The organism is Serinicoccus marinus DSM 15273, from assembly GCF_008386315.1.
GTDB lineage: Bacteria > Actinomycetota > Actinomycetes > Actinomycetales > Dermatophilaceae > Ornithinicoccus > Ornithinicoccus marinus.
The window spans coordinates 2,785,646-2,806,498 of sequence record NZ_CP043808.1; the positions used below are offsets into that span (position 1 = coordinate 2,785,646).

15 protein-coding genes are annotated in these 20,853 nt (G+C 72.7%); 7 read left to right on the forward strand and 8 right to left on the reverse strand.

Translation table 11 applies throughout. From position 1 onward, the window contains the following. Positions 1 to 97: 97 nt before the first annotated feature. Genes FU792_RS13370 through FU792_RS13395 form a run of 6 tightly spaced genes read right to left on the reverse strand, consistent with a single transcriptional unit; the run spans position 98 to position 6,817 of the window. On the reverse strand, positions 98 to 727 hold the full coding sequence (locus FU792_RS13370) for a hypothetical protein (RefSeq protein ID WP_022925952.1): 630 nt from the start codon (positions 725 to 727) through the stop codon (positions 98 to 100). Further along, positions 724 to 2,493: a malto-oligosyltrehalose trehalohydrolase gene (gene treZ / locus FU792_RS13375; protein WP_022925951.1), complete on the reverse strand. Its 1,770-nt coding sequence runs from the start codon at positions 2,491 to 2,493 to the stop codon at positions 724 to 726. The genes FU792_RS13370 and treZ overlap by 4 nt, the downstream gene beginning before the upstream one ends. Then, positions 2,490 to 4,979: a malto-oligosyltrehalose synthase gene (gene treY / locus FU792_RS13380; protein ID WP_022925950.1), complete on the reverse strand. Its 2,490-nt coding sequence runs from the start codon at positions 4,977 to 4,979 to the stop codon at positions 2,490 to 2,492. The genes treZ and treY overlap by 4 nt, the downstream gene beginning before the upstream one ends. 55 nt (positions 4,980 to 5,034) lie before the next feature. After that, on the reverse strand, positions 5,035 to 5,250 hold the full coding sequence (locus FU792_RS13385; RefSeq protein ID WP_149814824.1) for a hypothetical protein: 216 nt from the start codon (positions 5,248 to 5,250) through the stop codon (positions 5,035 to 5,037). Beyond that, a complete protein-coding gene (locus FU792_RS13390; RefSeq protein ID WP_022925948.1) occupies positions 5,250 to 6,281 on the reverse strand; it encodes a hypothetical protein in 1,032 nt (343 codons plus the stop codon). The genes FU792_RS13385 and FU792_RS13390 overlap by 1 nt, the downstream gene beginning before the upstream one ends. Continuing rightward, entirely contained in the window at positions 6,278 to 6,817 is a 540-nt protein-coding gene (locus FU792_RS13395) for a SigE family RNA polymerase sigma factor (protein ID WP_022925947.1), read from the reverse strand. Before FU792_RS13395 ends, FU792_RS13390 begins: the two co-directional genes overlap by 4 nt. A gap of 185 nt (positions 6,818 to 7,002) precedes the next feature. Here FU792_RS13395 and metH point away from each other — a divergent pair, with 185 nt between their 5' ends. The 7 genes from metH to FU792_RS13430 all read left to right on the forward strand — a co-directional run bounded on the left by metH (position 7,003) and on the right by FU792_RS13430 (position 17,582). Beyond that, complete coding sequence (metH, locus tag FU792_RS13400) at positions 7,003 to 10,698, forward strand: methionine synthase (RefSeq protein WP_022925946.1); 3,696 nt, start codon at positions 7,003 to 7,005, stop codon at positions 10,696 to 10,698. Between the two features lie 207 nt (positions 10,699 to 10,905). Beyond that, complete coding sequence (locus tag FU792_RS13405) at positions 10,906 to 12,153, forward strand: quaternary amine ABC transporter ATP-binding protein (protein ID WP_022925945.1); 1,248 nt, start codon at positions 10,906 to 10,908, stop codon at positions 12,151 to 12,153. Further along, positions 12,150 to 13,118, forward strand: a complete 969-nt coding sequence (locus FU792_RS13410; RefSeq protein WP_022925944.1) for an ABC transporter permease — start codon at positions 12,150 to 12,152, stop codon at positions 13,116 to 13,118. Before FU792_RS13405 ends, FU792_RS13410 begins: the two co-directional genes overlap by 4 nt. A 74-nt stretch (positions 13,119 to 13,192) precedes the next feature. Further along, complete coding sequence (locus FU792_RS13415) at positions 13,193 to 14,134, forward strand: glycine betaine ABC transporter substrate-binding protein (RefSeq protein ID WP_022925943.1); 942 nt, start codon at positions 13,193 to 13,195, stop codon at positions 14,132 to 14,134. Positions 14,135 to 14,854: 720 nt separating this feature from the next. Continuing rightward, positions 14,855 to 15,622 (forward strand): methylenetetrahydrofolate reductase, encoded by a 768-nt coding sequence (locus FU792_RS13420; protein WP_022925941.1) that lies wholly within the window; start codon positions 14,855 to 14,857, stop codon positions 15,620 to 15,622. A 38-nt stretch (positions 15,623 to 15,660) separates the two neighbouring features. Further along, positions 15,661 to 17,124, forward strand: a complete 1,464-nt coding sequence (locus FU792_RS13425) for a hypothetical protein (protein WP_022925940.1) — start codon at positions 15,661 to 15,663, stop codon at positions 17,122 to 17,124. Further along, positions 17,121 to 17,582 carry an SRPBCC family protein gene (locus tag FU792_RS13430; protein WP_022925939.1) on the forward strand — a complete coding sequence of 154 codons (462 nt, stop codon included), beginning with the start codon at positions 17,121 to 17,123 and terminating at the stop codon, positions 17,580 to 17,582. The genes FU792_RS13425 and FU792_RS13430 overlap by 4 nt, the downstream gene beginning before the upstream one ends. An 89-nt stretch (positions 17,583 to 17,671) precedes the next feature. On the opposite strand, the gene FU792_RS13435 is transcribed toward FU792_RS13430, so the two are convergent. Both FU792_RS13435 and FU792_RS13440 read right to left on the reverse strand, forming a co-directional pair. Beyond that, complete coding sequence (locus FU792_RS13435) at positions 17,672 to 20,290, reverse strand: DEAD/DEAH box helicase (protein WP_022925938.1); 2,619 nt, start codon at positions 20,288 to 20,290, stop codon at positions 17,672 to 17,674. A 19-nt stretch (positions 20,291 to 20,309) separates the two neighbouring features. Continuing rightward, entirely contained in the window at positions 20,310 to 20,810 is a 501-nt protein-coding gene (locus FU792_RS13440; protein WP_022925937.1) for a LysM peptidoglycan-binding domain-containing protein, read from the reverse strand. Positions 20,811 to 20,853 lie beyond the last annotated feature (43 nt).

A 20,853-nucleotide genomic window follows, 5' to 3' on the forward strand; every position in this document is an offset into this window, starting at 1 on the left:
CGGGCGCGTCCAAGGGTGCGCGACTGCAGCGGATATGTCGCCCGCCCGGGCGATTCCACGACATACCCGCTGCAGTCGCGCCGTCGGGGCCGGAGGGTCAGTGCAGGTCGCCCAGGCGCCACAGCCGGGCGCAGGCGGTGAGGTCGTCGGCGGTGTCCCGCAGCCGCGCCGCACGGTTGACCTGCTTGGTGGGGATGTCGCCGCCGCCCGGCTCTGCCAGCCCGACCGCCATGACGTGGCAGAAGGCGCTGGCCCGCTCCAGGGCGATCGCGAAGTCACCGGTGAAGATGCCGCCCAGGATCTGCTCGGTCAGGTGGCGCAGGCCGTCCGGGTCGGGCGGCTCGGCGACCCCGGCGATGGCGCGGTAGACCTCCGCGTGGCCGGAGCCCGCCGCGAACTGGCGCCCGACCTCCTCCGGCTGCCGCAGCACCCACTCGTGCAGCAGGTAGAGCCGCCACAACGCCCCCGGCAGGGTGCGCGCGGGCCGGTCCGACCAGAGCTGGGCGACGGTCGCCAGCCCCACCTCGCCGACGAGCCCGACGAGGCGGGAGGTGAGCTCGTGGTCGCCCGCTGACTCCGCCCGGCCGCGACCGACGACGAGCTCGGCGCTGCGGTGGGCGGCCTCGGCCAGCTCCAGCGGGTCGGCGCCACCCCCGGCGTCCTCGAGCCGGTCCGGCGGCCGCAGCGTCGGACGGTGGAAGTGCCGGCGTCCCTGCTCCTCGCTCATCGGGTCGTCACCACCACGCTGTCCGGGCCCAGCCGCAGCACACCGCCGTCGCCGGGGTCCCCGGGCGGGAAGGTGGCGAGCACCTCACCGGCCGGGACGTCGCGCTCCACGGTGCCCTCGCCCCCGAGCCGCGCCACGACCACGACACCCGGCCGCTCGACCGTGAGGATCTCGCCGCCCCGGCCGTCATCCTCACGGACGACGCTCGCGGTGGTGCCCCGGGCGGCGGCGGGCGTCGCGGCCCGCCACCGCAGCAGGGTGCGGTAGAGGTCGAGCATCCGGGCGTGCTCGTCGTCCCCGACCTCGGACCAGTCGAGGGTGGAGGCGGCCACCGTGCCGGCGTCCTGCGGGTCCGGCACCTGACCGGCCCAGCCGTGCTCGGCGAACTCCGCCTGCCGGCCCTCCCGGATGGACTGCGCCAGCCACTCCTCCTCGTGGTCGGTGAAGTACTGCCACGGGGTGCTCGCCGCCCACTCCTCGCCCATGAAGAGCATCGGGGTCCACGGTGCGGTGAGCAGCAGCGCCGCCCCCACGGCGTGCCGTCCCGCAGGGAGGCCGTGGTGGATGCGGTCGCCGACCGCCCGGTTGCCGATCTGGTCGTGCGTCTGCAGCGAGGCGACGAAGCGCCACGGCTCGGTCACCTCCAGGTCGACCGGGCGGCCGTGCGCCCGCTCGCGGAAGCTGGAGAACGTGCCGTCGTGGAAGAACGGCGTGCGGCCCAGCACCGCGGGGATCGCTCCCGGGTCGGCGAAGTCGGCGTAGTAGCCCTGCGCCTCGCCGGTGAGCAGCACGTGCAGCGCGTGGTGCACGTCGTCGGCCCACTGGCCGTGCAGCCCGAGCCCGCCGGCACCCCCGGGACCGCGGCGGGAGACGGTGGCCGGGTCGTTGCGATCGGACTCGGCGACCAGGCTGCGGGGTATGCCGGTGCGCGCCGCGATCTCGTCCGCGAGCGCGGCCAGCTCCTCCAGGAGGTGCACGGCGCGCTCGTCGTGCAGGGCGTGCACGGCATCCAGCCGGAGCCCGTCGAGGTGGTAGTCCTGCAGCCACATCGCGGTGTTGTCGAGCAGGTAGGCCCGCACCTCGTCGCTGCCCGGCCCGTCGAGGTTGACCGCGTCGCCCCACGGCGTGTGGTGCCGGTCGGTGAAGTAGGGCCCGGCCTGCGAGAGGTAGTTGCCGCTCGGGCCGAGGTGGTTGTAGACGACGTCGAGCCACACCGCGAGGCCCGCGGCGTGGGCGGCGTCGACGAAGGCGGCGAGGCCCGTCGGCCCGCCGTAGGCGTCGTGCACGGCATACGGCGCGACCCCGTCGTAGCCCCACCCGTGGCGGCCGGGGAAGGCGGCCACGGGCATGAGCTCGACCACGGTGATCCCGAGGTCCACGAGGTGGTCCAGGCGCTCGGCGGCGGCCGCGAAGGTGCCCTCCGGGGTGAAGGTCCCGACGTGCAGCTCGTAGACCGCGGCGCGCTCCATCGGCACCCCGGTCCAGGCGTCGTCGGACCAGGCGAAGGCGTCGGGGTCCACCAGCCTGCTGGGCGCGTGCACCCCGTCCGGCTGGTGCCGCGACCGCGGGTCCGGGACGGCGGTCCCGCCGTCCACGGCGAAGGCATACCGGCCGTCGTGCGGCGCCGGGTCCGCGGTGGCGGCCCACCAGCCGCCCTCCCCGCGCTCCATCGGCACCCGAGCGGCGTCCGCCTCCTCGGGTCGGGCGCCGAGCAGCAGGTCGACCCGGTCGGCGTCGGGTGCCCAGAGCGTGAACTCGTGCGTCATCGGGCTCCCTCCCGCAGGTGGTCGGCGCGGACCAGTAGCGCGGCCGGCCCCTGGGCGAAGACCTCGGCGGCGAGCAGGCCCTCCGCGCCGACCTCGTGCTCAGTGCCGGTGAGCGCGTCGACCCACAGGTCCGGCGGCAGGGGTATGCGGGTGTCGCCGAGTCCGCCCTCGGCGCCGAGGCTGCGTGGGGCCCGGATGGTGAGGGTCGCGGCGACGTCGCCGCGCAGGAAGCCCAGGACGTGCGGGCCCGCCTCGACCGGGCGGTAGCCGGCACCGGGACCGTAGGCCTGCGGCAACCAGGCGCGCAGCCGCAGCACCCGTGAGGTGACCCAGAGCACCTCGTCGGAGAGGTCGCCGGTCCAGCCGGTCGCGTCCAGCCGCTCCAGCCGGGCGATCCGCTCGTCGTAGTCGACGGGGCGGCGGTTGTCGGGGTCGACGAGGGACAGGTCGACGACGCCGGAGCCTTGGTAGGTGTCCGGGATGCCGGGGAGGGTGAGCTGCAGGATCTTCTGGGCGAGCGTCAGGGTGCGCGTCGTCAGCACGTTGTCCGCGAGGGTGTCGCCGATGGCCCCGGTGACCTCCCCGCCGTCGAGCATCTCCCGGGCCAGGGCCAGGACCCGGGCCTCGTAGTCCTCGTCCTGGTCGGTCCAGGTGGTGTGCTCCTTGCCCTCGCGCATCGCCTTGGTGAGGTAGGCCTCGAGGCGGTCCGCGTCGACCGGCCCGGCACCGACGAGGGTCTGCCAGATGAGGTGCGCGGTCGGGGCGTCCACGCCGTGCCGGTCGGCGGCCGCCCGGGCGGCGGCCGAGACCCGTGACCATCCCTCGGCGTCGCCGGAGACCGCGAGGATGCGGGCCCGGACGTCCTCGCTGCGCTTGGTGTCGTGCGTGGACAGCGTGGTCATGCCCAGGGGCCAGTGCTCGGCCTGGTGCTCGGCCCACGCGTGCAGCGTCGCGACACCGCGCCCGGCGTCGAGCCCCACGGAGGGGTCGGCGCCGACCTCGTTGAGCGCGACCAGCCGGTGCCAGCGGTAGAAGGCGGTGTCCTCGATCCCCTTGGCCATGACCGGGCCGGTGGTCTGCTGGAAGCGGATGCACAGGTCCGCCGCGGCGGCCGGGTCGGCGGCGCACCCCTGCGGGTCGGCGAGCACGGCGACGAGGGCGTCGATCTCCGGTCGCAGGTCGGGGCGGGTGGCCAGCGCCCGCTCCTGGCCCGTGAACAGCGGCGCGACCATCGCCTCGTCGTGCTCGCCCGGAGGCGCGCCGGGGCGGACGTAGGCGCGGTAGACGTGGACGGACACGAGCAGCTCGAGCAGCGCCTCGCGCAGCCGCTGCGGGTCGTGCCCGGGCAGCGCCTCGGTCGCGCGCCGCAGCAGCCGGGCCATCTCGGGCCGCAGCAGCTCGGTGGCGGCCAGCCGCTTGCACCGCTCGATCTCCACGTGGACGTCGGGCTCACCGCCGGTCGCCTCCCACGCGCGGCTGACGACCTCGGTCGTGGTCGGGTCGACCAGGGCCGCCGACAGTGCGGCGTTGGCGTCGTAGCCGGTGGTCCCGGTGCACTGCCAGCCGGCGGGCAGCCGCTCGTCCCCCTCGAGGATCTTCTCCACCCAGATCGGGGTGCCCGGCCGGACCGCCGCGCTCAGCTGCTCGAGGTAGGCCGTGGGGTCGGCCAGCCCGTCCGGGTGGTCGATGCGGAAGCCGTCGACCACGCCGCCGTGGTGCAGCTCGAGGAGCAGCTCATGCGTCGCCGCGAAGATGTCCGGCTCCTCGACCCGGACCCCGATGAGCCCGTCGACCTCGAAGAACCGGCGGTAGTTGAGGACGTCCGCGGCGTCCCGCCACGAGGCGAGCAGCCAGCGCTGGGCGTCCAGCACGGCGCGCAGCGCCGCCTGCGACGTCGATCCGTGCGGGTGCTCCGCGGCGAGCCGGTCGGTGCCCGGCGCGAGCGGGAGCACCTGCTCGTAGTAGCGGGCCACGGGCATACCCGCCGCCGGTCCCTCGTCGTCACGGCCGGTGCCGAGGGTGATCTCGCCCCGACCGAGCACCGCGTCGAGGTCGTCGCCGAGGACGGGCAGCCCGAGGCGTCCGCCGAGGTGGTCCCAGTCGACGTCGAACCAGGCGGCGCGGGCCGCGGTCGGCCCGTCACGCAGGACCTCCCAGAGCGGGGCGTTGCGCCACAGCGGGGCGACCATCGCCATGTGGTTGGGCACGACGTCGACCACGACGCCCAGGCCGAGGTCGTGACAGGCGCGGGCGAGCGACTCCAGCCCGGCCCGACCGCCGATCTCCGGGTTCACCTCGGTGTGGTCCAGCACGTCGTAGCCGTGCTCGGACCCCGGGACCGCGGTGAGCACCGGGGAGAGGTAGACGTGGCTGACCCCGAGGGCGTGCAGGTAGGGCACGACCTCCTCGGCGTCGGCGCAGGTGAAGCCCGCGTGCAACTGCAGGCGGTAGGTGGCGGTCAGGGGGCGGGTGCTGGTCGCTGTCATGACGCGCCCAGTCTCTCACCGGTATGCCTGCCCCGGTCCCGGTCGACCCGTCCTGTCAGCCGGACCCGTGCCAGCGGGCATACCAGCCGAGCACGGCGAGCACCGCGACCACCGCCACCGCGGTGGCGAGCACGGCGGCGAGCCGCCAGCGGCGGGTCTGCACCCGGTCGTGCACGGCCAGGCTCTGCGCGCCGGGCTCGATCTCGTGACCGGGTGCGCGGAGCACCCGCCGCAGCAGGTCTTCCAGCGCACGCAGCGTGGACTCGCGCATCAGCCGTTCGCCCTCTCGGGGTCGAGCCAGGCGAGGTTGTCGGCCGTCTTCTGCGCGATCTCGGCGGCGGCCTCGACGGCCTCGTCGAGCGTCTGGATCCCACCGTCGCCGGGAGCCGCGGTGACGGTGACGCCGACGAGGTAGTCGCCCTGCCGGACGAGCGCACCGGCCATGTGGTGCGGGGCGCTACCTCCGTACGTCTCCTCGCGCCCGACCAGCAGGTGGTCGGCGTCGTCGTGGCCGGGCCACGGCAGCGGCTCCGGCACGCTTGGCATGTTGTCGTGGTCGACCCAGACGATGCCGAGCCCGGTACCCCCGTCCCGGATGGCCGCCAGCGCGGCGGAGCTGTCGTCCCAGGCCGTGACCTGGATGTCGACCGAGTCCTGGTCGATCTCGTTGCCGCGGGCGAAGTACATCCAGCTCCGGCCGCTGTGCGGCTCGACGCCCCCGGAGCCGCTGCCCGCGGCCATGAACCGCTGGAGCGGCATGAGGAGTGGACTCGACAGTTCGGACTGCGGTGCTCCGAGCCGGTCGAGAAGGCCGATGTCCACCGGCCGCGGGTCGGGGATGTCGACGAGGTTCGGCGTGCCGGCGAAGTCGTCCGGCTCGACCGGCTCCGGCGGTGGCGTCGGCTGCCAGGGCGGGGTGTCGGCCGCCTCGGTCTGCTGCTCGCTGCTGTCCTCGCTGCCCGTCTCCTCCTCGGGGACCTCCGTCGCCGCCGACGAGTCGTCAGGTCCGGGCGCGGGAGTGGCCTCCGCGGTCTGCGTGGCGACGCTGACGTCGACGTGGGCACCGTCGCCGAGCATCCGGTTGCCCAGGACCCACCCGGAGGCCGCCAGCGCGGGCACGACGACCACGGCGGCCACGGTCGCCGTGGCGGCGCGGCGCCGGTAGATGCGCGCGGCACGCTGCTTGACCCCCGCGACGAGCGCGTCGTGGTCGAAGGCCTCGTGCGGGTCGCCGCCGAGGGCGTGGCGCAGCTGCTCGTCCATCGCGCGCGGCTGCCCGTCCCGGTCGTCCTGCGAGGTCATCGCTGGGCCTCCTCGCCGTCGGTCTCCGGCACCAGCTGCCGAAGGTTGTTCAGCGCCGCGTGCGCGGCGCTGCGCACCGCCTGCTCGGAGCACCCGAGCGCCGCGGCGACCTCCCGGTCGGGGAGGTCCTCGTAGTAGCGCAGCGCGATCACCGCGCGCTGCCGGTCCGGGAGCCGGCGGATCAGGCCCAGGACGGCCTCCCGCTCGGCGATCCCGCCGGCCGGCGACGGAGCCGCGGCCACCGACCAGTCGGCGGTCACCGCCTCGTGCGAGACCACCTCGGTGGCGGCCTTGCGCCGCTTGACCGAGCTCAGCCGGTTGACCATCGTGCGGCGCACGTAGGCGTCGACGTTCTGCGCCTCCCGCACCCGCGACCACGTGGTCACGACCAGCGCGAGGGTGTCCTGCACCAGGTCCTCGGCGTCCGCCTTGTGCCCGGTCATGGCATACGCCAGCCCGACCAGGCGCGGCATCGCCTGCTCGACGTAGGCCTCGGCCTCGGCGCGCTGCGCGCTGCCGCCGCCGAAGAGCCTCACGGGCCGGTCCTGACTGTCATACCTCTCCTGACGCGGTGGGGCACCGCTGACGTTGCTCCGCACGGTATGCGGCGCGCGCCGGGCGGACCCGCACGTCCTGCGGAGGTGCGCCCGCGCCCGCCTACCGGCGTTGCATCCTTCGGGCGAATGGGTGAGGCGGCGGTCGCGACCGTAGAATCTTCCGGGTGCCCTCCCCGTCCCGTCCCGACCTGCGCGACCTCGCCCGCGAGCGCATCCTCGTGCTCGACGGCGGCTACGGCACCCTGCTGCAGCAGGAGGGCCTGGTCGAGGAGGACTTCCACGGCGTGGGCGAGCCGTGGGAGTCGCTGCGCGAGGTCACGCTCAAGGGCAACTTCGACCTCCTGGCACTGACCCGCCCGGACGTGCTGGCGCAGGTGCACCGCGCCTACCTCGACGCCGGCGCCGACCTGCTCACGACCAACACCTTCACCTCGACCACCATCGCCCAGGCCGACTACGAGGCCGGCCACCTGGCCCACGCGATGAACGTCGCATCCGCGCAGGTCGCCCGCCAGGTCGCCGACGAGGTCGAGGCCAGCACCGGCCGCCCGCGGTGGGTCGTCGGCACGCTCGGGCCGACCAACCGCACCGCCTCCCTCTCCCCCGACGTCGAGCGCCCGGAGTTCCGCGCGATCACCTACGACCAGCTGCGCGAGGCCTATGCCGAGCAGGCCGGCGGGCTCCTCCAGGGCGGGGCCGACGTGCTCATGGTCGAGACCGTCTTCGACACCCTCAACGCCAAGGCCGCGCTGCATGCGGTCGCCGACGTCCTCGCGGACCGGGCGGGGCGAGGTATGCCGCGGGTCCCGGTCATGCTCTCCGGCACCATCACCGACGCCTCGGGCCGCACCCTCTCCGGCCAGACCCCGGAGGCCTTCGCCGTCTCCACCGAGCACGTCGACCTCATCTCCGTGGGCCTCAACTGCGCGCTCGGGGCCGAGGAGATGCGGCCGCACCTGCGCGAGCTCGGCGGCGCGAGCGTGGCGCTCACCTCGGTGCACCCCAACGCGGGTCTGCCCAACGCCTTCGGTGGCTACGACGACACCCCCGAGGACATGGCGCAGGTGCTCGGGGACATGGCGCGCGACGGGCTCATCAACATCGTCGGCGGCTGCTGCGGCACGACGCCCGAGCACATCCGGGCCATCGCCGAGGCGGTCGACGGGGTGGCGCCGCGCAGCGCGCCCGAGCCGTCGGCATACCTGCGCACCTCCGGGCTCGAGGCGTTCACGCTCACCCCGGACGTCAACTTCGTCAACGTCGGCGAGCGCACCAACATCACCGGCTCCCCTAAGTTCGCGCGACATGTCACGGAGGGCGACTGGGACGCCGCGGTCGCCATCGCGCGGCAGCAGGTCGAGGCCGGGGCCCAGATCGTCGACGTCAACGTCGACGAGGGCATGCTCGAGGGCCCGGAGACGATGACCCACTTCCTCAACCTGCTCGCCGGCGAGCCCGACGTCGCCCGGGTGCCGGTGATGATCGACTCCTCCCGCTGGGAGGTGCTCGAGGCCGGGCTGCGCTGCGTCCAGGGCAAGGGCGTGGTCAACAGCCTCTCGCTCAAGGACGGCGAGGCGGAGTTCCTGCGCCGGGCTGCCGTGGTGCGCCGCTACGGCGCCGCCGTGGTCATCATGGCCTTCGACGAGACCGGGCAGGCCGACACCTACCAGCGCCGCATCCAGGTGTGCGAGCGGGCCTACCGGCTGCTCACCACGCCGAGCGAGGCGCTGCCGGACCCCTTCCCGCCGCACGACGTCATCTTCGACCCCAACATCCTCACCGTCGCGACGGGCATGAGCGAGCACGACCGGTATGCCCTGGACTTCATCGAGGCGACCCGGTGGATCAAGGCCAACCTGCCGGGGGCGCTGGTGTCCGGCGGCGTCTCCAACGTCTCCTTCTCCTTCCGCGGCAACAACACCGTCCGCGAGGCGATGCACGCGGTCTTCCTCTTCCACGCCATCAAGGCCGGCCTGGACATGGGGATCGTCAACGCCGGCATGCTCGGGGTGTATGCCGAGCTCGACCCCGAGTTGCGCGACACCGTCGAGGACGTCGTGCTCGCCCGGCGCGAGGACGCCACCGAGCGGCTCATCGAGCTCGCCGAGCGGATCAAGGCGCAGGGCGAGGGGGCGGCACCCGGCGAGCGCAGCGCCGCGGCGGCCGCCAAGCTGGCCTGGCGCGAGGAGCCGGTCGCCGAGCGGCTGCGGCACGCGCTGGTCCAGGGCATCGACACGTATGCCGTCGAGGACGCCGAGGAGGCCTACCAGGAGCTCGGGTCGCCGCTGGCGGTGATCGAGGGCCCGCTCATGGCGGGCATGGACGTCGTCGGCGACCTCTTCGGCGCCGGCAAGATGTTCCTCCCCCAGGTGGTGAAGTCGGCCCGGGTGATGAAGAAGGCGGTCGCGCACCTCACGCCCTACCTCGAGGCCGCGGCCGCGGAGACCGGCGGCCACAGCAAGGGCAAGGTCGTCATGGCGACGGTCAAGGGCGACGTGCACGACATCGGCAAGAACATCGTCGGCGTCGTCCTCGGCTGCAACGGCTACGACGTCGTCGACCTCGGCGTCATGGTGCCGGCGGAGAAGATTCTGGCCACCGCTGACGAGCTCGGCGCCGAGGTCATCGGCGTCTCCGGCCTCATCACGCCCAGCCTGGACGAGATGGTCTCGCTGGCGACCGAGATGCAGCGCCGCGGTCTCACCACCCCGTTGCTCATCGGCGGCGCCACCACGTCGGCGGCCCACACCGCGGTGAAGATCGACCCGGCCTACGAGGGCACGGTGGTCCACGTCGTAGACGCCTCCCGGGCCGTCGGCGTCGTCGCCGACGCGATCCACCACCCGGACCGCCTCCGCGAGCGGGTCGCCGGGACCTACCAGGAGCTGCGCGAGCGGCACGGCAGCAAGGAGGTCCGCCTGACGCCGCTCGCCGACGCCCGCGCCAGCACCCGCGCGGTGGCCGAGCCGGTGCCGGTGGCGCCGTCGCTGACCGGCACCCGGGTGGTGGAGCCGACGCTGGCCGAGCTGGTGGAGATCGTCGACTGGACCCCCTTCTTCACCGCCTGGGAGCTGCGCGGCTCCTACCCCCGCATCCTGGAGGACCCCAAGGTCGGCGAGCAGGCCCGCGCCACCTGGGAGGACGGGCAGCGGTGGCTGCGCCGCATCCTCGAGGAGGACCTGCTCCGACCCCGGGGGGTCGTCAGCCTCTGGCCGGCCGCGCGCGCCGAGAACGGCGACGACATCGTGCTGGACGTGCCAGGTGACCCGGTCACCCTGCATACCCTCCGGCAGCAGAAGGAGCGGCGCCAGGGCGGGTATGCAGCGCTCGCCGACTTCGTCGCGCCCGAGGGTGACCACGTGGGCGCCTTCGCGGTCTCGATCCACGGTGCCGACACCCTCGCCGCGCGGCTGCGCGACGAGGAGCAGGACGACTACGGCGCGATCATGGTCCAGGTCCTCGCCGACCGGCTCGCCGAGGCCTTCGCCGAGTGGGTGCACCGGGAGGTGCGCACCACGCTGTGGGGCTACGCGCCGGAGGAGGACCTGCCGGTGGACGATCTCCTCAAGGAGCGCTATGACGGGATCCGCCCGGCACCGGGCTATCCGGCGCAGCCGGACCACACCGAGAAGTTCACCCTCTGGGACCTGCTCGACGCCCGGGAGACCGCCGGGATGACGCTCACCGAGCACGGCGCGATGAGCCCCAACAGCGCGGTGTCCGGGCTCATCCTGGGCCACCCCGAGGCGCGCTACTTCGCGGTCGGACGGATCGACGAGGACCAGGTCGCGGACTACGCGGAGCGCAAGGGCTGGGACCTCGAGACCGCGCAGCGGTGGCTCGGGCCGTTGCTGCGCTGAGCGCAGGTCGCTGACCAGCGGCTTCGCCCGCCTGAGGAGCGCGGATTCCCGATCGAGAGATATCGTGACCCAACCGTTGTCTTCGTCACGATCGCGTCACGATGCCCGCTCAGCACCTCTCTGGCGCCACCTGCGACACCCCGTCGTTGCTACGTTCGAAGGGTCATTTGTGCCCTCCGGCACGTCCCGACACCCCTCAGGAGTCCCGTGGCCTCCATCTCCGCCGAGAAGCTCTACAAGGTCTTCGGTCGCCGCCCCCAGCGTGGGGTGGACGCGCTCGAGAACGGCGCGACCCGCGCCGACCTGCGCAAGCAGGGTCTCACCCCGGCAGTCATCGACGCCTCCTTCGACGTGACGGACGGCGAGATCTTCGTCGTCATGGGCCTGTCCGGCTCGGGGAAGTCCACCCTCATCCGCATGGTCAACGGCCTGCTCGAGCCGACCAGCGGGAGCGTCTCCATCGACGGCGACGACGTCACCCGGCTGGGCGGAGAGAAGTTGCGCGCGGTGCGGCGCGACAAGGTCAGCATGGTCTTCCAGCACTTCGCGCTGCTGCCGCACCGCACCGTCGGCGAGAACGCCGCGTATGCCCTCGTGATCAGCGGGGTGAACCGCTCCGAGCGGGAGCAGCGGGCCTCGCGCGCGCTGGAGATGGTCGGCCTGGGCGGCTGGGGCGGGTCCATGCCCGGCGAGCTCTCCGGCGGGATGCGGCAGCGGGTGGGCCTGGCCCGCGCGCTCGCCTCCGGCACCGACATCATGCTCATGGACGAGGCCTTCAGCGCCCTGGACCCGCTCATCCGGCGGGACATGCAGGACCAGCTGATCGAGCTGCAGCAGGAGCTCGGCAAGACCATCCTGTTCATCACCCACGACCTCAACGAGGCGATGCGGCTCGGTGACCGGATCGCGATGATGCGCGACGGCCGGATCGAGCAGATCGGCACCGCCGAGGAGATCCTCAACGACCCGGTCAACAACTACGTCGCCGAGTTCGTGCAGGACGTCGACCGCACCCGTGTGCTCACCGCGGCCAACATCATGGAGCCGCCGGTGGCCGTGCTGGGCGCCGAGCAGGGGCCGCAGACGGCCCACAAGCTCATGCGCGAGCACCAGACGAGCGTGCTCCCGGTCCTGCGGCGCGACCGCACGCTGGCCGGTCTCGTGCACGAGCACGACGTGGCCGGGGCGGTGCGCGACAGCAGCGAGATGAGGGTCCAGCCGGCCGACCAGGTCGGGACGGTGCCGCAGGACGCCCACCTCGTGGACCTCTTCGCCAGCGCGACCGAGCACCCGCTGCTCGTCGTCCTCGACGAGCGCGACCGGGTCGTCGGGGTGATCCCCCGCGTCACCCTGCTGGCCGCGTTGCACACCGGGCCCAGCGAGGTCGGTGGCCCGGGAGCGACGAGCGAGACGACCACGACCGGTGACCTGCAGCCGACCGGAGGTGCGGCATGAACGACAACGACTCCATCGTCCCGCGGATCCCGATCGGTGAGTGGGGCGGCGCGGCCATCGCCTGGATCAACGACAACTTCGAGTGGTTGCTGGACTTCATCTCGCTCGTCCTCGACTGGTCCATCACGACGCTCATCGACGCGCTGCTCGTCGTGCCCGCGCTGGTCATGATCGCGCTCTTCGCGCTCCTGGGGCTGCTGGTGCGCTCCTGGGAGTTCGCGGTGGGGACCGTCCTGACGTTCCTGCTCATCATCGCGATGGACCAGTGGACCTTCGCCATGCAGACCCTGGCACTGGTGCTCATCGCCACCGTCGTGGCCGTCGTCATCGCCGTGCCCATCGGCATCGTGGCCGCCCGCAGCGACCGGGTCAGCGCCGTGGTCCGCCCGGTATTGGACTTCATGCAGACGATGCCCGCCTTCGTCTACCTGCTGCCCGCAGTCGTCTTCTTCGGCATCGGCTTCGTCCCCGGGCTCTTCGCGACCGTGATCTTCGCGCTGCCCCCCGGCGTCCGGCTCACCGAGCTCGGCATCCGCGGCGTCGACGCCGAGACGGTCGAGGCCGGCCAGGCCTTCGGCGCCACCCCCGGCCAGATCCTGCGCGGCATCCAGATCCCGCTCGCCACGCCGACGATCATGGCCGGCGTCAACCAGGTCATCATGCTCGCCCTGTCGATGGCGGTCATCGCCGGCATCGCGGGGGCGGACGGCCTCGGCAAGGAGGTCGTCCAGTCCATCGCGACGCTGGACCGCCCGCAGGGCATCGAGGCCGGGCTGGGCGTCGTCATCATCGCGATCTACCTGGACCGCCTCACGGCGTCGCTGGGACGTCCCGGCGACTACCCGCACTCGCTGCTCGGGCGGCTGCGCAGCCGCTCCGGCAGCGGCCCCGACCAGGACGACGACGCCGGCGCGCAGGACGAGGAGGACAACCTCGTCGCCGCCGGTCACCGCACGCCCATGTGAGCCGCCGACCACCATTCCCGACCACCCACCGATCGGACCGCCCCGTGGCGGTCGCACGAGAAGAAGGGACGAACATGACTGTTCGACGCAACACCACCACCACCAAGGCACTCGCCCTCGCCATGGCGGCCGGCCTGACCCTCGCCGCCTGCGGTGACGGAGGTTCCGAGGACTCCGCCGGCGGGGACTCCGGCGGCTCCGAGACCGGCGGCGCCGAGGGCACCATCACCCTGGGCTTCATCCCGTCGTGGACGGACGGCCTGTCCACCGCCTACCTGCTGGAGGACCAGCTCACCAAGCTCGGCTACACCGTCGAGATGGAGGAGCTGACCGAGGCGGCCCTGCTCTACACCGGGCTGGCCGAGGGCGACGTCGACATGTATCCGTCGGCCTGGCCCGAGGTGACCCACGCGCAGTACATGGAGGAGTACGGCGACCAGATCGAGGACCTGGGTGCCTACTACGACAACGCCAAACTGACCTTCGCGGTCCCGACCTACACCGAGATCGACTCGATCGCCGAGCTCACCGGCAACGCCGACATGTTCGACGGTCAGATCATCGGGATCGAGCCCGGTGCCGGCCTCACCGCCGCCACCCAGGACTCGGTCATGCCGACCTACGAGCTGGACGGCGACTTCGAGCTGGTCACCTCCTCCACCTCGGCGATGCTCACCGAGCTGGAGAGCGCGATCAACGACGAGGAGGACATCGTCGTCACGCTGTGGCAGCCGTTCTGGGCCAACAGCGCCTTCGACGTCAAGACCCTGGAGGACCCGGAGGGTGCGCTCGGCGAGGCCGAGGCGCTGCACTTCCTGGGCACCGAGGGCTTCTCCGAGGAGTTCCCCGAGGCGGCCGAGCTCATCGCCGGCATCCAGCTGGACGACGAGCAGTACGGCGCGCTCGAGGACATGGTCGTCAACGAGTACGGCGAGGGCCAGGAGGCCGAGGCGATCGACGCCTTCCTGGAGGAGTACCCCGACGCCTTCGACACGATCGTCACCGAGGAGGGCTGAGCCCTACCGCACGATCCGACGGCCCTGCGGCACCCTGCCGCAGGGCCGTCGGCGTCCTCGCCACCCGCCAGTGCTTCACTGGAGCGACAAACGCGCTCGCAACTTCTGGCGCCAGTCGGATCGGCACTTTCATGTAACACATGCCTTGCTGTCAACGTGTACAGATACCCTGGCCGGGCGAACCCCTGGTAGTGGAAATGCCAGCAAGGAGGGCAGCATATGGAATTCGTGCTAGCACTGCTGAGCGGGCTTGCTCTGACGCTGATCTTTAGGCACTTGAGTCAGGCCTTGCGCGGAATTCTTCTCCTGATCTTGGGAGCGGCATCGTTCCTGGCGATCGGCGCGGTCTTGTGGTTGGTCGACGTCGATCCCACGGCCTATCTCGGGCTAGCACTCGGCGCCTCGACGGGTTCTATAGCGTTGACGAAGGACAGGAGACCGGGTCGAGGCGGTCCTATGCCCACCACGTAAGCCTTCGACTCCGTTGTCACCGACGAGAGCTGAGCCCCCCGCCACCAGATCTCCACCTCTCGTTCTCTTTGCCATGGCGAAGGAACGAGAGGTCGAATCTCGCTGGCGGCCCGTCAGACACCGTTGACCACAGATCCGTCCTCGACGAGGTGCTGGACCTGCTGCGGACCTGACCCACCTCCGCCGCAGGTGGTGCGGCGGCCGAGGTGATTTCTCGAGCCGGAGGCGCTGCTGGAAGACTGGACGACCATGTCGTCCCGCATCTCGGTCGAGCTGGTCCCCCGCAGCGCGGAGTCGGTGCGCAGCGAGATGGCCCAGGTCGCGGACCGGCTGCGCGGTGTCGACACCGTCAACATCCCCGACCTGCTGAAGTTCGACCTGCGCAGCTGGCAGGCCACCGAGGTCGCGCGCGACGCCGCCCGGCGGGCGGACGGCACGGCATACCGGACGATCCCGCACATCCGTTCCGCCGACGTCGACCCGGACGCACCCCTGCCGATGGCCGACGAGGCCCGCCGCACCGGGGAGCTGCTGGTCGTCTCCGGCGACGACGCCGACTACTTCCACTCGGCCACCTACCCGGTCGACGCGGTCGACGTCATCCGTCGGGTGCGCGCCGAGCTGCCCGAGGTCACCGTCTACGCCGGGCTGGACCCCTACCGGCAGGCGATGACGACCGAGATGCGCTACCTCGACCGCAAGCTCGCGGCCGGGGCGAACGGCATCTTCACCCAGCCCTTCTTCGATACCCATCTCATGGCGGCCTGGGCCTCGGTGCTGCCCGAGGGGATCGACGTGTGGTGGGGGGCGACCTCGGTCACGACGAGCGGGGCGATGGGCTACTGGCGGCGCCGCAACCGGGTCGTCTTCCCGGCCGGCTTCGACTCCTCGATGCCGTGGCAGCGCGACTTCGCCCGCCGGGTGGTGGACTTCGCCCGCGAGCGCGGCCACCACGCCTACCTCATGCCGGTGCGGGCGCCGCTCCTGGACTACCTCGGCGGGGTCCTCGACGGCTGACCGGCGCGCTGTCGGTGCCCGCTGCCAGGATGACGGGTATGACGACCTGGGGGACGACTCCGACGGAGCCGCCGCGGCCGGTCGCCGGTGAGGGCGACGGGCGGGTGCGGCGCGCCGTGGTGCTCATCCACGGGATCGGCGAGCAGGAGCCGACCGGCACGCTGCGGGGCTTCGTCGACGGGCTCGGGCTGGGCGAGGACGCCTGGAGCAAGCCGGACCGGATCAGCGACAACCTCGAGCTGCGCCGGATGTCGGTCTACGGGCGCTCCGGCCGTGGCTCCTCGGTGCCGACCGACCTCTACGAGCTCTACTGGGCGCACCACGCCCCGGAGTCCACGGTGCCGCAGGTGCTGCGGTGGCTGGCCCGGCTGCTGCGCCGCCGCTCGGCCTGGTCCGGCAGCCCGTCCGCGCCGGTGCTCAACGTCCTCACCCTGCTCCTCGTGCTCACCCTCGCCGCCGCGGCGGCCATCGCCGTAGTCATGGTGTGGCGGGAGGGCGTCCGCGCCTGGCTGACCGAGCCGCCCTTCTGGGTGGTCCTGGGGCTGGCCGTGGTGCAGTCGGGCCTGCGCCAGGTGCTGACCCGCCGGCTCGCCGACGCCGAGCGCTACCTCACACCCGACCCGGCGGGGGTCGCGGCCCGCACCGCGATCCGCAACGAGGGCCTGGAGCTCATGCGCCGGCTGCACGCGGCGGAGGTCTACGACGCGGTCGTGGTCGTCGGTCACTCGCTCGGCTCGGTCATCGGCTACGACATCCTGCGGCTCTACTGGGACGAGGCCCGGCACCCGGCCTTCGAGAAGGTGGGGCCGCAGCCCGAGGCGGAGCGGCTGGTCCTCGACTACAGCGACCCTCTCGGGCTGGAACGCGGCGAGGTCGACGTCTTCCAGGACGTGCAGCGCCGGCTCTGGCGGGAGTGCCGCCAGCGGGGCGTCCCGTGGCTGGTCACCGACTTCGTCACCCTGGGCTCGCCGCTCGCGCACGGCCGGCTGCTGCTGGACACGCGGGCCTCCTCGCTGCAGCGTCGCCAGGACGACCTGGAGCTGCCGATGTGCCCACCGATGCCGTCGCTGGCACCCACCGAGGAGGCCGACGACCGCTCCGGCGCGTTCTACCCCACCGTGCTGCGCAAGGGCGAGCTGGAGCGCACCGCGCTGGTCGGCAACCACGGGGCACCCTTCGGGCCGACCCGGTGGACCAACCTCTACTTCACGCGCCGGGCCTGGCTCTACGGCGATCCGGTCGCCGGGCCCCTGCGGCCGACCTTCGGGACCGGCATCCGCGACCTGGCGGTGCACCACTCAGGTCCGCACCGACGCTGGTGGCACCGGCTGCTGCCGATGCACGCGCACCTGCGTTACTGGGCCCCGCTGCAGGGTCCGCCGCGGGAGCGCGCGGGTACGGTGGAGAGCGTGCCGGCGCTGCGGGCCGTCCTCGGTCTGCAGCAGGAGGACCAGCCCGGCGACGAGGAGCAGGACCACCATCGTGCGGGAGGGAGCCCATGACCGAGCCGACCACCTACCCCGGCCCACGGATCGTCGTCGCGCAGGACCTGCCCGTGCCCGCCGATCCCGTCTTCGAGGCGTGGACCGACGAGGCGGTCCTGGCGACGTGGTGGTGGGCCGGTCTGCCTGACACGCAGCACCAGGTGCGCGCCGAGGTCGGCGGCGACTTCGCGGTGAGCTCGCAGGTGGCCGGGCTCGCGGGACGCGGGCGCTTCACCCGGCTCGACCGCCCCTCGCTGCTGCAGATGGCGTGGCGCTGGGAGACCGGTGAGGGTCAGGCGCAGGACGACCTGGTGACCGTCGAGCTGCGGGAGCACTCCCACGGGACCCTCGTGGTCCTCACCCACGAGATCGCCGACGCCGACTCCGACACGTCCATGCGCGACGGCTGGCTCGGCGCGCTCACCGCCCTCGCCGCACACTTCCCGGCCTCGTCCGAGCGCGGCAGCGGCCACTGAGCGCCGGCTCGTCACTCCTGAGCCGGGTCGAGGAGGCTCTCGGCTGACGAACCATCTCCCAGACGCGAGGATGGGAGTCGGGTCCGGCCTCAGAGCCGACGGAAGGCCGTCGCCAGCAGCACCGGCTCCCCCACGGCGTCCGAGGCATCCAGGTCGCACTCGGCCTCGATGACCCAGTCCAGGTCACCCTCGGGGTCGCTCACCGTCTGGCTGACCCGCCAGACCCGCGCGGCCCGCCCGTCGGAGATCTGCGCCTGCCCGGCCGGGGCCGGCTCGACGCGCAGGTGCTGGGGCCCGCGGGCGTCGGCGTCGAGGACGACCTGGTCGTGCTCGTCGTAGAAGGCGCCGACCGCCGCGTCCCAGTCCTCCCGGCCCAGCAACGGCTCGACGGTCTCCTCGGGCAGCGCGGCGACCTGCGCCTCGAGGTCGCCCAGCGCCTCCCAGGCGTCGTCGGCGACCAGCTCCACCCGGCGCCACATGGCGTTGCGCACCATCACCCGGAAGGCCCGCTCGTTGCCGGTGATCGGCCGGGCCGGGACGGCGGGTGCACCCGCGGCCTCCCGGGCCGCGGCCTCCGCCACCCGCTCGGGGTCGGTCAGGGCCTCCCACTCCTCCAGCAGCGAGGAGTCGGTCTGCCGGATCGTCTCGCCGAGCCAGTGCACCAGGTCGTGCAGCCCGTCGGTGTAGGCGGACTCCGGGACGGTCTGCCGCAGCGTGCGGTAGGCGTCGGTGAGGTAGCGCAGCACCACGCCCTCCGACCGCGCCAGCTGGTAGTAGCCGACGAACTCGGTGAAGCTCATCGCCCGCTCCCACATGTCGCGGACGACGGCCTTGGGCGACAGCGCGTCCTCGCGCACCCAGGGGTGGGACTGGCGGTATACCGCAAGGGTCCCCTGCAGCAGCTCGGCGAGCGGCTGCGGCCATGTGACCTCCTCCAGCAGGGCCATCCGCTCGTCGTAGTCGACACCGTCGGCCTTCAGCTGCGCGACCGCCTCCCCGCGAGCGCGGTAGCGCTGTGCCAGCAGGATCGGCATGGGGTCGTCGAGCACGGACTCCACCACCGAGACGACGTCGAGGGCATACGTCGGCGCCTCGGGGTCGAAGAGCTCCAGGGCCGCGAGGGCGAAGGGCGCCAGCGGCTGGTTGAGCGCGAAGTTCTCCGCGACCCCGGGCGCGAGGTCGATGCTGCGGCCCTCCCGCTGCCCCGGGTCGACCCGCACGAGCACGCCGGTGTCCAGCAGCGAGCGGCCCAGGGCGATCGCGCGCCGCGCCAGCCGGTTCTGCGCCGCGGGGGTCTCGTGGTTGTCCCGCAGCAGCGCCGACAGGTGCTCGACCGGGTCCCCACGACGGGCGACGGTGTTGAGGATGACGGCGTGGTCGACCTTCATCTTCGACTGCAGCGGCTCCGGCTCGGCACCGACGAGCTTGGCGTAGGTCTGCTCGCTCCAGGAGACCGAGCCCTCCGGCGGTTTCTTCCGCTGCACCCGCTTCTGCTTCTTGGGGTCGTCCCCCGCCTTGGCCAGGGCGCGCGCGTTCTCGATGGCGTGCTCCGGCGCCTGCACCACGACATACCCAGAGGTGTCGAAGCCGGCCCGGCCGGCCCGACCGGCGATCTGGTGGAACTCGCGGGCGCGCAGGACCCGCTGCCGGGTCCCGTCGAACTTCGCGAGCCCAGTGAAGAGGACGGTGCGGATGGGCACGTTGATGCCGACCCCGAGGGTGTCGGTGCCGCAGATGACCTTGAGCAGACCGTCCTGCGCGAGCTGCTCGACGAGCCGGCGGTAGCGCGGGAGCATGCCGGCGTGGTGCACGCCGATGCCCTGCCGGACGAGCTGGGACAGGGTCCGCCCGAAGCCCGCGGTGAACCGGAAGGCGCCGATCCGGGTGCGGATCGCCTCCTTCTCGGCGGCGTCGACGAGCCGGGGCACCGAGAGCAGCGACTGCGCGCGCTCCAGCGCCTCTCGCTGGGTGAAGTGGACGACGTAGACCGGCGCCTGGCGCTCCTCCAGCAGCTCGGTGATCGTGTCCGGCACCGGGGTCATCGCCAGCTCCGGGGCGAAGTGGAGGGGTACCGGGCGCTCCGCCCCGGCCACCAGAGCGGTCTGCCGTCCAGTGCGGTGGGTGAGGTCCTCACGGAAGCGCGTCGTGTCGCCGAGGGTGGCGGACATGAGCACGAACTGCGCCTGCGGGAGCGTGAGCAGGGGGACCTGCCAGGCCCAGCCGCGCTGCCCGTCGCCGTAGTAGTGGAACTCGTCCATGACGACGACGCCGAGGTCGGCGCCCTCCCCCTCGCGCAGCGCGATGTTGGCCAGCACCTCGGCGGTGCACACGACGATCGGGGCGTCGGCGTTGACCGCGGCGTCGCCGGTGAGCATCCCGACGTTCTCGGCGCCGAAGACGCGGCAGGCGTCGAAGAACTTCTCGCTGACGAGGGCCTTGATCGGCGCCGTGAGGAAGGCCACCTCGTCGCGCGCCAGCGCGAGGAAGCAGGCTGCGGTGGCGACCAGGGACTTGCCGCTCCCCGTGGGGGTGGCGAGCACGACGTTGCTGCCCTCGAGCAGGTGCAGCAGCGCCTCCTCCTGGTGCGGGTAGAGCTCGGTCCCGCGCTCCCGCGCCCAGTCGGCGAAGGTGGTGAAGAGCGCGTCAGGGTCGAGATCGGCGGCGCCGTCGCGGGGCAGGCTCGCGGTGAGGGTCTGGTCGGTGGGCATCACCGCCCATTGTGGGCGATCAGCCTGCCGTGCGCGGCACCCGCACCACCTGACCGACGGAGATCACGTCGGGGTCGGTGATCGTCCCCGGGTTGGCCGTGACCAGCCGGTGGTAGAGGCTGCCGTCGCCGTAGTAGTGGTCGGCGATCCCCCACAGGGTGTCGCCGGCGACGACCGTGTGCTCCTGGTAGACGGCATACCCGGGCACCACCTGCGGACCGTGGACCACCTGGACGGTCTGGGTGTGCATCTCCCCGTCGCCGTCCCGGGGCGAGGGCCAGAAGACCTCCACCGTCAGCAGCGGCCGCGTGAAGGCCGCGCCGGAGAGGTCGACCTCGACCTGGAACTGCCCGTGCCCCCCGACACCGTCACCGGCGCTGAAGTGGCCGACGACCTCGTCGTGGCCCTCGCTGACGCGGTAGTTGAAGGTCGCCTCGAAGGCACCGCCCGCCGTTCCGGCGACGAGGAGGGTGTCGGACACGAGGTCGTACTGCTGCGGTTGCTGGATCCGGATGCTCACGGGCACCACCTCTTTCCGTCACGTCAGGATACTCCCGCGGGCC

Excerpts from the sequence above, each read along its gene's own strand:
- FU792_RS13410 (WP_022925944.1), top strand. The coding sequence starts at position 12,150 with ATGAACGACAACGACTCCATCGTCCCGCGGATCCCGATCGGTGAGTGG.
- FU792_RS13415 (WP_022925943.1), top strand. The coding sequence starts at position 13,193 with ATGACTGTTCGACGCAACACCACCACCACCAAGGCACTCGCCCTCGCC.
- treZ (WP_022925951.1), bottom strand. The coding sequence starts at position 2,493 with ATGACGCACGAGTTCACGCTCTGGGCACCCGACGCCGACCGGGTCGAC.
- FU792_RS13390 (WP_022925948.1), bottom strand. The coding sequence starts at position 6,281 with ATGACCTCGCAGGACGACCGGGACGGGCAGCCGCGCGCGATGGACGAG.
- FU792_RS13385 (WP_149814824.1), bottom strand. The coding sequence starts at position 5,250 with ATGCGCGAGTCCACGCTGCGTGCGCTGGAAGACCTGCTGCGGCGGGTG.
- FU792_RS13425 (WP_022925940.1), top strand. The coding sequence starts at position 15,661 with ATGACGACCTGGGGGACGACTCCGACGGAGCCGCCGCGGCCGGTCGCC.
- FU792_RS13420 (WP_022925941.1), top strand. The coding sequence starts at position 14,855 with ATGTCGTCCCGCATCTCGGTCGAGCTGGTCCCCCGCAGCGCGGAGTCG.
- treY (WP_022925950.1), bottom strand. The coding sequence starts at position 4,979 with ATGACAGCGACCAGCACCCGCCCCCTGACCGCCACCTACCGCCTGCAG.
- FU792_RS13370 (WP_022925952.1), bottom strand. The coding sequence starts at position 727 with ATGAGCGAGGAGCAGGGACGCCGGCACTTCCACCGTCCGACGCTGCGG.
- FU792_RS13430 (WP_022925939.1), top strand. The coding sequence starts at position 17,121 with ATGACCGAGCCGACCACCTACCCCGGCCCACGGATCGTCGTCGCGCAG.
- FU792_RS13435 (WP_022925938.1), bottom strand. The coding sequence starts at position 20,290 with ATGCCCACCGACCAGACCCTCACCGCGAGCCTGCCCCGCGACGGCGCC.